General features: G+C 40.0%; 11 protein-coding genes. 5 read left to right on the forward strand and 6 right to left on the reverse strand.

Going from position 1 to position 15,079, the window contains the following annotated elements:
• Window positions 1–6 precede the first annotated feature (6 nt).
• Both ACNSN3_RS02635 and ACNSN3_RS02640 read right to left on the reverse strand, forming a co-directional pair.
• Window positions 7–1,335, reverse strand: a complete 1,329-nt coding sequence (locus ACNSN3_RS02635) for a glycoside-pentoside-hexuronide (GPH):cation symporter (RefSeq protein WP_109875285.1) — start codon at window positions 1,333–1,335, stop codon at window positions 7–9.
• 15 nt (window positions 1,336–1,350) lie between these two features.
• Complete coding sequence (locus tag ACNSN3_RS02640) at window positions 1,351–2,685, reverse strand: GH1 family beta-glucosidase (RefSeq protein ID WP_418608514.1); 1,335 nt, start codon at window positions 2,683–2,685, stop codon at window positions 1,351–1,353.
• A 252-nt stretch (window positions 2,686–2,937) separates the two neighbouring features.
• Here ACNSN3_RS02640 and ACNSN3_RS02645 point away from each other — a divergent pair, with 252 nt between their 5' ends.
• From ACNSN3_RS02645 to ACNSN3_RS02655, 3 genes are all read left to right on the forward strand, one after another.
• Window positions 2,938–4,203 carry a sugar MFS transporter gene (locus tag ACNSN3_RS02645; RefSeq protein WP_198521989.1) on the forward strand — a complete coding sequence of 422 codons (1,266 nt, stop codon included), beginning with the start codon at window positions 2,938–2,940 and terminating at the stop codon, window positions 4,201–4,203.
• A 16-nt stretch (window positions 4,204–4,219) separates the two neighbouring features.
• Complete coding sequence (locus ACNSN3_RS02650) at window positions 4,220–6,736, forward strand: glycoside hydrolase family 3 protein (RefSeq protein ID WP_418608515.1); 2,517 nt, start codon at window positions 4,220–4,222, stop codon at window positions 6,734–6,736.
• 243 nt (window positions 6,737–6,979) lie between these two features.
• On the forward strand, window positions 6,980–7,606 hold the full coding sequence (locus ACNSN3_RS02655) for a fumarylacetoacetate hydrolase family protein (protein WP_054202220.1): 627 nt from the start codon (window positions 6,980–6,982) through the stop codon (window positions 7,604–7,606).
• Here ACNSN3_RS02655 and ACNSN3_RS02660 read toward each other — a convergent pair.
• The 3 genes from ACNSN3_RS02660 to ACNSN3_RS02670 form a co-directional block, all read right to left on the reverse strand.
• Window positions 7,533–8,471 (reverse strand): ABC transporter substrate-binding protein, encoded by a 939-nt coding sequence (locus ACNSN3_RS02660; RefSeq protein WP_418608516.1) that lies wholly within the window; start codon window positions 8,469–8,471, stop codon window positions 7,533–7,535. The two genes, ACNSN3_RS02655 and ACNSN3_RS02660, sit on opposite strands and share 74 nt — an antisense overlap.
• A 202-nt stretch (window positions 8,472–8,673) precedes the next feature.
• Window positions 8,674–9,726, reverse strand: coding sequence for an aldo/keto reductase (locus ACNSN3_RS02665; RefSeq protein ID WP_418608517.1), 1,053 nt, complete (start codon window positions 9,724–9,726; stop codon window positions 8,674–8,676).
• A gap of 12 nt (window positions 9,727–9,738) precedes the next feature.
• On the reverse strand, window positions 9,739–10,170 hold the full coding sequence (locus ACNSN3_RS02670; protein ID WP_054202217.1) for an acyl-CoA thioesterase: 432 nt from the start codon (window positions 10,168–10,170) through the stop codon (window positions 9,739–9,741).
• Window positions 10,171–10,568: 398 nt separating this feature from the next.
• Between ACNSN3_RS02670 and dinB the strand changes: the two genes are divergently transcribed.
• Window positions 10,569–11,624, forward strand: coding sequence for a DNA polymerase IV (gene dinB / locus ACNSN3_RS02675; protein ID WP_418609036.1), 1,056 nt, complete (start codon window positions 10,569–10,571; stop codon window positions 11,622–11,624).
• Between the two features lie 110 nt (window positions 11,625–11,734).
• Complete coding sequence (locus ACNSN3_RS02680; protein WP_418608518.1) at window positions 11,735–13,270, forward strand: M17 family metallopeptidase; 1,536 nt, start codon at window positions 11,735–11,737, stop codon at window positions 13,268–13,270.
• A gap of 52 nt (window positions 13,271–13,322) precedes the next feature.
• Here the strand turns inward: ACNSN3_RS02680 and ACNSN3_RS02685 are convergent, their stop codons facing one another.
• Window positions 13,323–14,960 (reverse strand): methyl-accepting chemotaxis protein, encoded by a 1,638-nt coding sequence (locus ACNSN3_RS02685; protein WP_055012825.1) that lies wholly within the window; start codon window positions 14,958–14,960, stop codon window positions 13,323–13,325.
• Between the last annotated feature and the right edge of the window lie 119 nt (window positions 14,961–15,079).

Below are 15,079 nucleotides of genomic sequence, written 5' to 3' on the forward strand. Positions count from 1 at the left end.
TCCTTGCTACAAATTGCTTTTCTGTGTTAAATCGGCAGTGATTTTTTTAATGGTTCTATTGTCTAGGCTGTATTTACTCATTATTAATGCCACAAGTACACTACCAATCGCAGGGTAAAGTGTGAATGAGGTTAAAATACCATTTTTAGTTGCCTCGCTTAATTCCACATTGGCTTGATATTGATAATAAGCAAGTAACCAACCGGCAATCGCTCCGCCTAATGCAAGCCCCAATTTGATAAAAAATACGATGCTTGCGTAAACTAAACCCGTGAGTCGAAGGCCATTTTGCCAGACTCCGTAATCAATAGTATCAGCCATTTTTGCCCATAATAAAGGCGTTGCCATTTGAGTGAAAAAACACCATAAAAAATACACTAAAAACGCTAGTAAAACGTGTTCATTAGGAACAAAAAAGGCAATGCAGCTCAATATGGCGGAAATATATTGCAGATAAACATAAGCCGCTTTCTTATCAAGGCGTTTACTTAAAGGTTGTGCGCAAGCGCAGCCTAAAATATTACCAATCATACCTAAGGTTACAAATTCGGTGATTAAATCTTCTTTGCCAAGAACATATTTTACATAGTAAATAGCCAACGTTGTGCGCAATACCATACTGGTTAATAATACCAGCGCTGCCATACACAAGATTTTAAACGGCTGATTTTGCCATAAAACGTGAAGTTGTGTTTTTAAAGATAATTTATGCGGTGGATTGCTCACTCGCTCTTTGGTGTAACGAAAACAAATTAAAAATAACACCACACCTAGGCAACTCATAACCAGCATGGTGAGTTGATAGCCCATTTCGTTATTACCATTGCCAAACCATTTTACTAAAGGCAAGGTGCAGCTTGTAACCAGTAAACCACCTAACATGCCAAATACAAACCGGTATGATTGAATGGAGACACGTTCGTTGGGGTTGCCACTTAATACGCCGCCAAGTGCCGAATAAGGAATATTAATTGCGGTGTAAACTAACATTAGCAGGGTGTAGGTAACGAAGGCGTAAATAATTTTGTTGGCGTCATCCATCTCAGGGGTAGTAAAAGTAATCACGCTTATAACGGCAAAAGGGATGGCAAGCCAAAGTAGGTAGGGTCGGTAGCTACCGTATTTAGTATGAGTGGCATCAGTGAGTGCGCCCATTATTGGATCAGTTACTGCATCAATAACTCTAACTACTAAAAAAAGGGTGCCCACAACTGCAGGCGAAATACCAAAAATATCAGTGTAGAAAAAAGTTAAAAACAGCATCACGGTTTGAAAAATAATATTACTGGCCGTGTCACCTAGGCCGTAAGCTATTTTTTCTTTTTTACTCAGCATAAAAGCCACTCGTTATTATTTTTGGCGCTGTTTAAGAAAATCACGATACGCAATTGCGCTTTGTTTTAGGGTACGTTGTTGAGTTTGGTAGTCAACATAGACTAGCCCAAAGCGTTTTTCATAACCATAGGCCCATTCAAAATTATCCATTAAACTCCATGCAAAGTAGCCTTGTACATTAACGCCTTGCTCAACTGCATTATGAACGGCATTAAGATGGGTATGGTAATAATTGATACGTTGTATGTCATCTACTTTACCATTTATTAATATATCAGCCATTGCTGCACCGTTCTCTGTTATATATACCTTAGGTAAAGTATAACGATCATTTAGTGAAAGCAGTAATTCGCACAATCCCTGCGGGTATATTTCCCAGCCCATATCGGTGGTGGCAACATTCTCTAAAGAAACTTCGCTAAACCAATGATCTGGGGTATTTTTGTAATGAATACGAGTATAGTAATTAACCCCTAAAAAATCGATCTTTTGGCTAATAATTGCCATATCTCCATCACTAATATGGGGCTTTGCATCATTTGCAAGCTCATTAATCACTTCAGGGTAACAGCCCTCTAGTACTGCCCGTATATACCATTGGTTATGATAGTCATCAGCTAATTTAGCAGCGCGTTGATCAGCAGTGGTAAGCGGATAGGATGGGCTAAAGTTAAGTACTATACCGGCTTCTATCGTGGGGCAATTCTTACGTATCACTTGCATTGCGAGTCCATGGGCAAGCAGTAAGTGGTGCGCTGCTTGGCGTCCTGCTTTTTGACTTTTTATGCCTGGTGCATGTACCCCTATTTCATAGCCTAGGTAGGCACTACAAAAAGGCTCATTTAAGGTCGCATAAGAGTCAACTAAGCCCTCTAGTTGTTGAGTTACTATGTGAGTGTAATGAGCAAATTGATACGCGGTATCGCGATTTAGCCAACCACCGTTGTCTTCTAAATGCTGTGGTAAATCCCAATGATATAAAGTGACATAAGTTTTAATGTTGCGCACTTTTAAAGCTTGTAATAGCGATTTGTAAAACGACATTCCTTGAATATTCAAGCTGCCATCTTGGTGTAAAACGCGTGGCCAAGAAATCGAAAGACGATAAGCGTCTACAGCTAAATCAGCAATCATTTGTACATCTTGTTGCCAATATTCAATGTGTTTACATGCTTGGTTGCCGTTACTGTTATCTGCAATGGTGTTTGGTTTGTTACAAAAAGTATCCCAAATACAGGGGAGGCGGGTATCGTAACTTCCCTCTATTTGAAAAGAGGCTGTAGCAACCCCAAAAATAAACGGCGGCTTTAAGAGGGCTGACGTGCCTGGTAAGGAGATTGTTTTAAACACAATGAGATACGTCCTTAAGCTTGCAAATAATAATGAGCTCTACAGTAGTTAGCTAAGCAATATAAATTGCATAATATAACAATGTAAGCGCTTACAATATTTTTGTAAATAAATTGATAAATTTTCTCTATATGCTATAAATGTAAGCGCTTACATTTGGTGTTGCAACTATTATCTGCATTTTAAGTTTTACTAAACGCAATAAAATAGAGGTAACAATCTGATAATTAAAAAATAATTAGAGATTATACTATGGCACATATCACACAGCCACTACCGGCAGCAGAAAACAGCCAAAAACCAGGGTCTACACACACCTTTGCGTTAACATCGCTTACGACCTTGTTTTTTATGTGGGGTTTTCTAACTTGCCTAAACGATATTTTAATTCCGTATTTAAAGGGAATGTTCTCCCTTAATTACACCCAAGCAATGTTGGTACAATTTTGTTTTTTTGGTGCCTACTTTGTTATGTCAATTCCTGCAGGGAAGCTGGTCAGTAAAATAGGTTACCAATTTGGTATTGTTGTTGGTTTGGTTGTTGCTGCGATAGGGTGTGCACTATTTTACCCCGCTGCAGAGGCACATGTTTACGAGCTATTTTTACTTGCTTTGTTTGTACTTGCTTCAGGGATCACTATTTTACAAGTCTCTGCCAACCCTTATGTAAGCGTATTAGGGCCTGCAAAAACAGCGTCTTCGCGCTTAACTATGACTCAAGCTTTTAACTCTTTAGGTACAACTGTTGCGCCATTGTTTGGTAGTTGGTTAATTTTGTCAGAAATTAGTCAAGCTACAGCAGAACAAGTTAAGTTTCCTTATTTAATGCTCAGTGCAAGTTTATTAACATTGGCGATTATTTTTGCTTTTTTAAAGTTACCTAAATTAGGTAAAGCGATTGACAGTGAAGCAGAAAACCAAGGTGACACTGAGTTTGTTGATTTAGGCAGTGTATGGAAATATCGTCACCTTATTTTAGGCGCGATTGGTATTTTTGTTTACGTAGGGGCTGAAGTGGCCATAGGTAGTTTTTTAGTTGGCTTTTTAACCCTTGATCATATTGCAGGCTTACCAGAGCAACAAGCAGCACATTACATTAGCTATTATTTTGCAGGTGCAATGATAGGACGCTTTGCTGGCGCCGCGATTATGCAAAAATTAAACGCAGCCAAAGTATTAGCTTGTCACGGTATTTTAGCAGGCTTACTTGTGTTAATTGCTATGACGGGTCAAGGGTCACTGGCTATGTGGGCTATTTTATTAGTTGGATTATGTAACTCTATTATGTTTCCTACTATTTTTAGTTTAGCACTGCAGGGGCTTGGTAAATACACCTCACAGGGTTCGGGTATTTTATGTTTAGCGATTGTTGGCGGTGCCATTATTCCGTTATTACAAGGTATGCTAGCTGATAACATAGGTGTGCAATTAGCTCTTATTTTGCCCATTGGTTGCTATTTATATATTACTTATTTCGCGCTGTTTGGTACTAAAAAAACAACGTCAACTCCTCTTTGAGTTTTAGGTGAATACTATGATTATTAAACGCACTTTTTCAATCACTGCGCTGATGCTAGCAGCAATAACCAGCAGCGGTTGTTCGCAACCCTCTAACAGTGCTAGTGATGCGACAAGCCCAAAAGAAATTTGGCCAACAATAGAAACAGGTATTAAAAGCGATGCTCAAATGGAGCAAAAAATCGCTGATATGCTAAAGAATATGACGCTAGAGCAAAAAATAGCGCAAATGATCCAACCTGAAATCCGTAATATCACGGTTGAAGATATGCGTAAGTATGGTTTTGGTTCTTACTTAAATGGTGGTGGTTCATTTCCAAACAATAATAAACATGCAACCCCTGAAGATTGGGTTGATTTAGCAGAAAAGATGTACCAAGCATCTATTGATGATTCTTTAGATGGCAGCACAATCCCTACAATGTGGGGCACTGATGCGGTACATGGACACAACAATGTTATTGGCGCGACCTTATTTCCGCATAATATTGGTTTAGGTGCTGCAAACAACCCTGCACTTATTGAAAAAATAGCCGCCGCTACTGCGCGAGAAGTAATGGTTACCGGTATAGATTGGGTATTTGCACCTACTGTTGCGGTGGTTCGTGATGACCGCTGGGGCCGTACTTACGAAGGGTACTCTGAGGACCCTGAAATAGTGAAAGCGTATTCCGCTTCCATCGTTAAAGGGTTGCAAGGCGCTGTTGATGAAGACTTTTTGTCGGATACGCGAGTAGTTAGCACCGTTAAGCACTTTTTAGGTGATGGTGGTACTGTCAATGGCGACGATCAAGGTAATAATATCGCCTCTGAAGAAGAGTTATTTGCGCTTCATGCACAAGGTTATGTAGGTGGTTTGAGTGCAGGTGCGCAAACGGTTATGGCTTCGTTTAACAGCTGGCATGGCGATAAAATACACGGTAACAAATACTTATTAACCGATGTACTAAAAGAAAAAATGGGTTTTGATGGCTTTGTTGTTGGCGATTGGAATGGCCATGGACAAGTTAAAGGCTGTTCAAATAGTAACTGTGCTCAAGCTGCTAATGCAGGCTTAGACGTGTACATGGCGCCAGATGAGTGGAAACCACTATTTAGCAACTTGGTTAACCAAGCTAATAGCGGTGAAATTCCACTAAGGAGAATTAACGATGCGGTAACGCGTATCCTACGCGTTAAAATGCGCGCAGGATTATTTGATAAACCAAGCCCCGCGAAGCGTCCTCTTTCTGGAAAAACTGAAATTATTGGTAGTAGCGATCACCGTGCAGTGGCTAAACAAGCTGTACGCGAGTCTCTAGTATTACTTAAAAATAAGCAGCAGTTACTGCCATTATCGCCTAAGACCAACGTATTAGTCGCAGGCATAGGGGCTGATAACATCGGCATGCAGTCGGGTGGTTGGAGCGTTACGTGGCAAGGAACAGGCAATACCAACAGTGACTTCCCTGGCGGCAGCTCTATTTACGCAGGTATTAAAGATACTGTAGAGCAAGCTGGTGGCAGTGCAATGCTGAGTGTTGAAGGGGAATACAAAGCACGCCCAGATGTAGCCATTGTGGTGTTTGGTGAGCAACCATATGCAGAGGGTAATGGTGATGTTGATAACCTAGAATACCAGCGCGGTAATAAAAGCGACTTAGCGCTACTGCGAAAGTTTAAAGATGCGGGAATCCCTGTTGTATCATTATTTATTAGCGGTCGCCCAATGTGGGTTAATGCTGAGCTAAATGCCAGTGATGCGTTTGTTGCTATTTGGCTTCCAGGCAGTGAAGGTGATGCAATTAGTGATGTATTGTTTAAAAATGCAGACGGTTCAATTAACCACGACTTTAAAGGAAAGTTATCGTTTTCATGGCCGAATAACCCAATCGACAATGAAAACCGCAACGACGAAGCTTATAGCCCATTACTTCCTTATGGTTTTGGCTTAACCTACGGTGATAGCAACGTACTTAAAGATGACTTGGTAGAGCAAACTCAACAGACTGAAAAACTGGATGATTTAGTATTGTTTGAGCGTGCAATTAAAGCACCATGGTCGTTGGTATTAAAAAGTGGCGAGCAACAAAAAACGGTGGCGAGCAGTCGCGAGTCATTAGGTGCGGTGAGCATCCAAACATTTGACAAAGAAGTGCAAGAAGATGCACGCGCTATTCGTTTTAATGGCCAAGCGATGGCTGGGGTTAATTTAGCCGCGGCATTCCCATCTGACTTACGCTCATACATTGAAAACAATGGCCAACTGCAAATGCAAATTAAAGTAGATAAAGCGGCATCAAGCCCGCTGTGGATTGCTATGGGTTGTGGTGAGAGTTGTCAGGGTAAGTTTGATATTACTGATAACCTTGAGCAATCAGGTCAATGGCAAACATTAAACATCAACTTAAGTTGTTTTGCAGAGCAAGGTGTTGATTTAGCAAAAGTGTTCACCCCTTGGCAGTTAAGCACGCAAGGTGATTGGCATGTATCTATTGCTAAGCTGGCTATTACAGCAAATGCTGCCGAGCAAAGTAGTGTTACTTGTAAGTAGTCAATAACCTATTAATAATCCATCAATAAGCAGGTACTAAATGTACCTGCTTATTGCTTTAAAACCGCGTATACAAAAACCTACCAAATTAGTCCCTTCTTACTTTTATTCCATTCTATGTGATTGATTATATTCAGCTCAATAGTTATCATAAAAACATAATAAAACTGCATTCGCTTTTGCGTTAATTATTTGAGAGTATGCCAAAATATTAAAAGCGTTATGTAATTAACAGGTGAGAGAATGAATCAAATAAAGCTGGCTTCGCAGAGCATACAGCCTTCAAAAATAGTCTGTGTGGGGCGCAATTACAGTGCGCATATTGCTGAATTAAACAACGAACACCCTGAGCAAATGGTAATTTTTAATAAGCCTAATAGCGCGATCACTAATACCTTACTCTCTTCCCATAACGGTGATACGTTGCATTATGAAACTGAATTATGCTTTGTGATAAAAAATAAGCAGCTTGCAGGCGTAGGGATTGGACTTGATTTGACTAAGCGAGCTTTGCAAAGCAGTTTAAAAGAAAAGGGCTTGCCGTGGGAACGTGCTAAAGCATTCGATGGCTCAGCATTATTTAGTGATTTTATTGAGTTAACGCCAGAAATGACATCGTTTATGTTTGAATTACATATTGATGGTAAAGTAATTCAGCACGGAGAAACCCAGCTAATGTTGCACCAACCTGCGCAAATTCTGGCAGAGGTAAATGAGTTTATGGGTTTAGAAGAGGGCGATATTATTATGACCGGCACGCCTGCTGGCGTAGGGATGGTGAGCGCGGGTCGAGAGTTTAAAGTTGCTCTTTATTCTGACTCTGGTCAGCAGTGTTTATTGGAGCATCATTGGTCTGTGAATCAAAGTTAAGCACATATTGATTATAGGCTTTATTAAAGTCCTCAAAGTGTTCATTTAACCAGTATTGTTGATTATTTTTGTATTGCTCTGAGGTTAAAATATTGTTTTTTAGTACGTGATTAATCTTTTTAATTGCCATAGAAGCAAAATTATTTGGGGCATTAGTCGCACAACCAACGGCTATTGGAACTAATTTATTTTTATTTTGGGCAATCGGTAGGTTTACAATATTTGATTGATTGCCTTTGCTAAAGTGGCTAGTGATAAATGGGTAATCAAGCGAGTAATCTAAAGAGCCGTGTTTTAAGCGCTCCATTACAACACCACTTTCATTATCACTACTCCAGCTCATAGAAACATTAGAGTGAGTTAATGAGTTTTCAATAATATTGTTAATCTGCACAGAAAAACGACGCGCATCAGCTTGACCGTAAGTGAAGTTTTTATCAGCAAGTAAACCCACTAAGTTGATAGGATTACCATGCTTAGAGGTTAATTGAGGTGCTTTTTCCGCGGTAGTTATGATGTTATGTGGGGGATAAACCGCTGTAGGTAATGAATATAAAAACTGTTTATTTGCACTGTGTTTGTAAATAGCGCATGGAAAACAAACGTTTCTACCCTCATCGATATATTTATTAATTCGCTTTTGCGGTAAAACTAAGCGGGTATGTTTCACCCCTTTTATGCTATGCATTAGCTGTTGTGTTAAATCATCGCATAAGCCAAGCTGTTTTGTTTCTTTGCTTAAATGAAACGGAGGGGTTTTACTTTGTAACCATAAAATCTCTTCTATTGGCTTTGCTGTTTTACTATGACTGCAAGTAGAAAAAGTGACCAAAATGCCAAGACATAAAAAACGAAGTGATTGCATTACAAATAGATCCGCCTAGAAAATTTGTTGCGTATTATACTAGCAGTGCCTAAAAAATAAACATAAAGAACAGCAAAGCATCAATTTCATTGAAACGTATTTATACTTTGCTGTTTTTGATCACCTGCTAGGCTTAAAACCTCTTGCCGTGATTAAATTGCCCTATATAGAACAAACTTTAATCCCCAAAAATTAATAAGCCCTAGTATGGCATTGGGTTATTTCTGAATATGGTATCAATCGCTAGAAGTACATCGTCGCTAAGAGTTAGCTCAAATGCATCAATGTCTTCTTTTAATTGCGCCATAGTAGTGGCACCAATAATAGATGAGGTAACGCCATCCACTTGATTACACCACGCTAGCGCTAATTGTGCAGGGGTGATAGCGTGTGCATGGGCAAGTTCAACATACTCTTTGGTCGCCTTTTGTGATTGTGGCGTATCTCTAAAAATACCGTTACGCTGCATAAATGTCCAACGAGAGCCTTCAGGGCGCGCTCCATTTAGGTATTTACCCGTTAATAGTCCAGCAGCTAAAGGTGACCAAGGTAAATAAGCAATATCTTCATGCACACATTGCTCTATTAAATAAGGCCAATCTTTCGCATGCGCTAAACTAAACTCATTTTGAATAGACACCATTTTTGGTAAATTGTGCTCTTTGGCTAAATTTAAAAATTGGCTAATCCCCCACGGGGTGTCGTCAGAAAGTCCACAGTGTTTAATTTTACCCGCTTTAACACACGCATCTAAACCCTCTAAAATATCAAGCATGTCAGCGGTGTGCTGTTTTGCATCGACATCAGTAAATTTAAGCATGCCAGGCCATTGCCTTGCAAAATGAGGAGTGCGACGATTTGGCCAATGTAATTGGTATAAGTCAATATAGTCGGTTTGTAGGCGTTTTAGAGACTGATCAACTGCATCAATAACAGCTTGGCGAGTAATATCACCACCATCACGGATCCATGAAAGCCCATTACCGGCAATTTTAGTTGCAATAACAATGTCTTTTCGTTTCTGTGAATTACGTGCGACCCAATTCCCTATAATTTCCTCAGTTTTACCATAAGTATCGGGAGAGGGAGGAACTGCGTACATTTCTGCCGTATCAATAAAGTTAACACCACGGTCAAGAGCATAGGCTATTTGCTCATCAGCATCATGCTGGGTATTTTGTACTCCCCAAGTCATACTACCTAAACAGACCCTAGAAACACTAATATCACTACTGCCTAATTGACTATATTGCATTACTAATCCTAATTATTCGTTTTCAGAATTTGCTTTTAAAGCCGATAACAAAGGTTCTGTGATCGTGGCTTTTTGCCCTGTTTTAAAGTCAAACATCACCACTTTTGACATGCCAGTGGTCGTTATCGCATTTTGCGCATGGCTAAATACACTGTAATTCATTATAAATCTGTCTGACTTAATATCACTAATAGTAATACCTACGCTTAATGTGTCAGGAAACGTCACAGGGCGTTTGTAGCGAATATTATTTTCACTGATCACAGGGCCAGTGGCTTTAGCATTGATAGTATCAAATAAATTTAATTTATTTAAAAAGTCGATTCTGGCTATTTCAAAATAACGAAGATAAACACAGTTATTAACATGCTGTAGGGCATCCATATCGCCCCACGCTACAGTAATGTCGGTATGAATAGGGTGTTGTTGTTTAAACGTTTCCATGTATTTATAGCTCTTGGTTTTAAAGTATTTAGATTAGCAACATGGTCGGATGAGCTCAAGGGAATTATAGTTGGCAAAAATTCTAGGGCTAAAATTGTACCTCTTTGAATTCATGACTATAGTAACTATTAACACACAAGGAGATAACTATGCAGAATATAATTAATTGGTTATTGGCATGCACCGTTTTTATAGCGTCGTTTACTTGTTACGCTATGGGTAATGAGGCAGGAGCAATTATTTTGATTTTATTAGGCTTTTCTTTAGAAATTTTATTTTGGATGTATTGTTTTAATAAGCCCAAGAAAAATAGGCGCTCTTTTTAAATAACAACAAGCTTGCTAATTAATAGCGATTACACAATAATGGCTGTATAAATAAACAGTTGTTATTGTGTGATGAAAAAGTTTATTCATATAGACATGGACTGCTTTTATGCAGCCGTTGAAATGCGCGACAACCCCAAGCTTGCAAGTGTACCGCTGGCAATTGGCGGTAACAGTCGCCGTGGAGTGCTCTCTACCGCTAACTATCTTGCTAGAGAGTATGGGGTGCGCTCTGCTATGTCTAACTATCATGCCAAACAGCTTTGCCCCGATTTAGTTATTGTTCCCGGAAGAATGGCTGTTTATAAACAAGTATCAACTCAAATCCGCGCTATATTTAACCGCTATACTGATCTTGTAGAGCCTCTTTCACTTGATGAAGCGTACCTAGATGTTACCGACAGTACTGCATTTAAAGGCAGTGCAACGTTAATTGCAGAGCAAATCCGCACCGATATTTTTAATACCACAGGGCTGACCGCTTCTGCGGGGATTGCGCCAATTAAATTTATAGCCAAAATTGCTAGCGATGAAAATAAACCCAATGGCCAATTTGTAGTATTGCCTGAGCAAGTTGACTCGTTTTTAGCCCAATTACCACTAGGTAAAATTCCAGGAGTGGGTAAGGTAACCTTGGAGAAGCTTAATTTAAAAGGGTTGTACACGGGCCAAGATGTTCGCGAAAAAGGGGCTAATTGGATGCAGCAACATGTGGGGAATTTTGGCGTGTCGTTATATCAAAAATGTATGGGGGAGCATATAGGGCGGGTTTCAACTGAGCGGATTCGTAAGTCATTGAGCGTGGAGCATACTTATGAATACAACAAAAATAGTCTTGATGAGTGCTTGGAGCAATTACCGCAACTGTTAGGTGAGCTCGAGGTTAGATTAAACAAACAGCAGCTACAAAATAAAATTAACAAGTTAAGTGTTAAAGTTAAATTTGCTAATTTTGTTGTGACCTCAGCAGATCAAGCGAATCATCAATTAAACACGGCTATTTTTAAAGAGTTACTCGCCAAAGCCTATCAACGCGGATTACAACAACCTGTGCGTTTATTAGGAATTGGTGTTGGTATTAAAAGCCAACCAGAGCATAATTTACAGCTGAGTATTTTAGACGTGTAAAAGCTGTAACTCTAGGTTGCCAGTAAGTATGCAGATTACCGCAGTTTACTGGTTATAAATTGCTAAATAAATAATAATAGGGGCTACGTTTTCTAACAGGATCCTTTTTTATGGCATATCCAAAAGCAGTGCTGGCTCAGCCAGTAAGTGCAAGCCTAGATTGTGCATCACACGATGCACTAATTATTATCAGTGATGACTTTTCTCATTTACCAAATACGCCTCTGCGTGATGCAATTTTAAATCAAGCTCAAGTAGACTCTCGAATAGGTAATCAAGTTACCTTATTAGTAATTGCCGGTAAACGTGTTGTGTTAGCCCCAACAGGCCCTTTAAATAGAGATTATGATGATGTACGTCGCTATTTTGATGCGGCTAAATTAGCCATTAATGAGGCTAAAGCGTCAGGCAGTGTTAACCCTGCTATTTACTTACCCGCTTTAAATACCGACAGCCGTTACCAATACGCGCTAGAAGTGGCCTATTTAGGCGCATGCCAAGCATTATGGCAGCCTCTTGAAGCACGTGAGTTTCATGGTCATGGTATTGAGCCAATTACTCAAATCGGTTTAATTGATGCCAATGAGCAAACGATTAAAGCAGTCAATGCATTAGCAGCTGGACAACATGCTGCACGTGATTTATGTGGTACCGAGCCTGAACGTATGGCACCACCACGCTTTGCTGATTACTGTAGCGAACTATTTAATAATAGCGCAGTGAGCGTTGCTGTGATTGATGACTTGGCTGCCATTGATAAACACTATCCGATGCTAAGTACTGTTGCTCGTGCATCTTATGCAGTAGAGCGTCATCATCCACGCGTTGTTAAACTTGAATATGTACCAGAGGGTGAAGTAACACGCACACTGATGTTTGTTGGTAAAGGCTTAGTTTATGACACAGGCGGTGCAGATTTAAAAGTAGGCGGCTACATGGCAGGTATGAGCCGAGATAAAGGCGGTGCTGCTTCTGTGGCTGGATTTATGAAAGCAGTTGCTGATTACCAGCCTAAAGGCGTTAAAGTGATTGCCTTTTTAGCAGTGGTACGTAACTCAATTGGTTCAGATTGTTTTGTTCCTGATGAAATCATTACTAGCCGTGAAGGTGTGCGAGTGCGCATTGGTAACACTGATGCCGAGGGGCGTCTAGCGATGGGTGATTTACTTAGTGAAATGAAAGATTTGGCTGTAAACGAAATAAACCCAACGCTGTTTACTGTGGCTACTTTAACAGGGCATGCTGCACGTGCGATGGGACCATATGGTGCTTATGTAGAAAATGGGCCAGCACGTAGTGCTAATATTTCACGTCAATTAGCTGATTGTGGTGATTTATGGGCTGACGGTGCTGAAGTATCACGTTCACGTCGTGAAGATTATGACTTTATAAAACCACGTACTTTAGCCGATGATGTGCTTTCTAGTAATAATGCGGCTTCTGCCGTCACAGCGCGCGGTCATCAATTTCCTATGGCATTTTTAGCTGTGGTAGGCGGGTTAGATAAGCATGGTAATGAGTCTACTTTACCACTTCCTTATGTGCATATGGATATTGCCGGTAGTGGTGTTGAAGGTGGTGATTGGCAACATGGTAAACCAACTGCGGCCTCAGTAAGCAGTTTATTTGCCCGCTACTGTTTATAATTCTCTATAAATAAGTCTAAAAAGCCCTGAAGATCAGGGCTTTTTAATTGAGTTAACTCAGCTTAAAGCGCGATACCACGCTAGATAATTCAACACTGCTTTGTTTGAGTTTGTCGCTGGCAAGGGTTAAATCCTTAGTATTACCTAATGATTGCTCCGTTGATTGCGAAAGATCGTTAATTCTTAAGTTCACTTCATCTGCGGCCGATGTTTGCTGCTCTGTTGCTCTTGCAATTTGGCCGTTCATATCGGTGATCACCGATACTAACCTGTCTATTTCATCCAGTGATGTATTTGCTGAAGAGGCTTGTTCAACCGTAGAAATAGAAATTTCTTGGCTAGATTTTACCGCCTCAACTGCGGCTTTAGCGCCTTCTTGCAGTTTAGCTATCATGGCTTGAATTTCATCAGTGCTTTTACCCGTTCGACTTGCTAAGGTTCTTACTTCATCGGCTACGACGGCAAAGCCTCTACCATGTTCACCTGCCCGTGCAGCCTCAATGGCTGCATTGAGTGCCAACAGGTTAGTTTGCTCTGCAATACTTCTTATTACATCAAGCACCGAACCAATATTATTACTCTCTTGAGCAAGATCAGCGGTTACTTTGCTTACGGTTTCTATATTACTCGAGAGGGTTTCAATGGCGGTAATCGTTTTAGATACTACATTTTTGCCCGTTGATGCATTACTGGCAGTATCATTTGCGGCTTGTTCAGCGGCTTCGGCATTACGGCTAACATCATGAATTTGATGAGTCATTTCCTCCATTGCAGCGGCTACTTGGGTGCTACTGTCGTTTTGAAGCTCAATAAACGACTGGCTGGTTTTGCTAGAATCATCTACAGCATGGGCATGCTCGTTTACATCGTTTGCGCTTTTGGCAACTAGTACTAAAGACTCTCTAATTTTAGAGACAAATAAATTAAATGATCTCGAAAGTTGAGATATTTCATCATTACCATTTTCGTTGAGAGTACGAGTTAAATCCCCCTCACCTTGAGAGATATCTTTCATCATCTGCGCTGCTAAACGAGTCGGCGTTAAAATGCTTCGGCCAATAAAGTAGCTAAATAACACCACCACAATAATCATAATAACAACGTTGATAATGATGATAGTGCGCTGCTGCGAAAAGGCACTGTCTATGGTATCAAGATAAACTCCCGAGCCGATTATCCATTGCCACTGATCAAAACCTTTAACAAACGCAATTTTATCTACGGGGTTGTCATTACCGGGCTTTGGCCATTTATAAGGCACATAACCTTCGCCAGATTGTTTTACAACGCTAACCATCTCAACAAATAACGGGGTGCCATCAGGGTCTTTATTATTAGTTAAATCTTTTCCCTCAAGAGCTGGTTTTATTGGGTGCATTACCATCGCCGGCTGGTAATTATTGATCCAAAAATAGTTAGTGTCATCGTAGCGCAATGAGCGGATTGAGGCGATTGCTTGAGACTGTGCTTGTTGGCGAGTAAGAGTTTGGTTTTGTTCAAGGGCTGCATAGTGCTTAATAGTACTATATGCAGTTTCTACCACATTTTTAGTTTTAAGGTATTGCTCGTTTTTGAGCGCTTGGTATTGATTACTCAAGCTCGAAATACTCAATACAATTAAACCCAGTATTACAATCCCTACTAAAATGGCTAGACGTTGAAATATAGTAAAACGACGGAGATTTAGCATAAACATGTTCCTGTATAAGAGCATTACTTCTCTTTAATAAGCATAGTTAAAATATAGGCTAATAGAGCTTTATTTTCATAATATTGAATTTTTATATTTAGTTGTTAGTAGTTAATTTA

It is taken from the genome of Pseudoalteromonas sp. US3C1004, assembly GCF_048401065.1.
Taxonomy (GTDB): Bacteria; Pseudomonadota; Gammaproteobacteria; order Enterobacterales; family Alteromonadaceae; genus Pseudoalteromonas; species Pseudoalteromonas undina.

Bases quoted from the DNA above. Each gene is read 5' to 3' on its own strand.
- ACNSN3_RS02635 (WP_109875285.1), bottom strand. From the start codon at position 1,335: ATGCTGAGTAAAAAAGAAAAAATAGCTTACGGCCTAGGTGACACGGCC.
- ACNSN3_RS02645 (WP_198521989.1), top strand. From the start codon at position 2,938: ATGGCACATATCACACAGCCACTACCGGCAGCAGAAAACAGCCAAAAA.
- ACNSN3_RS02650 (WP_418608515.1), top strand. From the start codon at position 4,220: ATGATTATTAAACGCACTTTTTCAATCACTGCGCTGATGCTAGCAGCA.
- ACNSN3_RS02655 (WP_054202220.1), top strand. From the start codon at position 6,980: ATGAATCAAATAAAGCTGGCTTCGCAGAGCATACAGCCTTCAAAAATA.
- ACNSN3_RS02660 (WP_418608516.1), bottom strand. From the start codon at position 8,471: ATGCAATCACTTCGTTTTTTATGTCTTGGCATTTTGGTCACTTTTTCT.
- ACNSN3_RS02665 (WP_418608517.1), bottom strand. From the start codon at position 9,726: ATGCAATATAGTCAATTAGGCAGTAGTGATATTAGTGTTTCTAGGGTC.
- ACNSN3_RS02670 (WP_054202217.1), bottom strand. From the start codon at position 10,170: ATGGAAACGTTTAAACAACAACACCCTATTCATACCGACATTACTGTA.
- dinB (WP_418609036.1), top strand. From the start codon at position 10,569: ATGAAAAAGTTTATTCATATAGACATGGACTGCTTTTATGCAGCCGTT.
- ACNSN3_RS02680 (WP_418608518.1), top strand. From the start codon at position 11,735: ATGGCATATCCAAAAGCAGTGCTGGCTCAGCCAGTAAGTGCAAGCCTA.
- ACNSN3_RS02685 (WP_055012825.1), bottom strand. From the start codon at position 14,960: ATGCTAAATCTCCGTCGTTTTACTATATTTCAACGTCTAGCCATTTTA.